The organism is Bradyrhizobium campsiandrae (genome assembly GCF_014529705.1).
Classification (GTDB): Bacteria; Pseudomonadota; Alphaproteobacteria; order Rhizobiales; family Xanthobacteraceae; genus Bradyrhizobium; species Bradyrhizobium campsiandrae.
Genome location: NZ_JAANIH010000304.1, coordinates 1 through 312, shown reverse-complemented (window position 1 = coordinate 312; position 312 = coordinate 1). Strand labels below are relative to the sequence as shown.

The window sequence follows — 312 nt, the reverse complement described above, 5'->3', positions numbered from 1 at the left end:
AACGTATCACGATCTGTGCCGGTATCGATACCGGCAAAGCTAAGCTCGACGTGGCAATAGACGGCAGCTCGGAGCAATTGCAGGTCGACAACACGGTAGAAGGCCGCCAGGCTTTGGTGGCGTGGCTGAAGGGCCGCAAGGTCAAGCGGATAGGGATCGAGGCAAGCGGAGGCTATGAGCAGGCCGTCGTCGCCGAGCTGCGGCGCAAGCGGTTCGTCGTCGTCCTGTTTCAGCCGAAGCAGGTCCGTGCCTATGGCACGTTCCATCAGCTGCTGGCCAAGAACGACAAGATCGACGCGAAGCTGATCGCGA

General features: G+C 60.6%; 1 protein-coding gene. It reads left to right on the top strand.

Going from position 1 to position 312, the window contains the following annotated elements:
- Nucleotides 1-77: 77 nt before the first annotated feature.
- Nucleotides 78-312 (top strand): IS110 family transposase (locus tag G8O24_RS47470; RefSeq protein ID WP_244646445.1); only part of this gene is annotated, 235 nt, incomplete at its 3' end.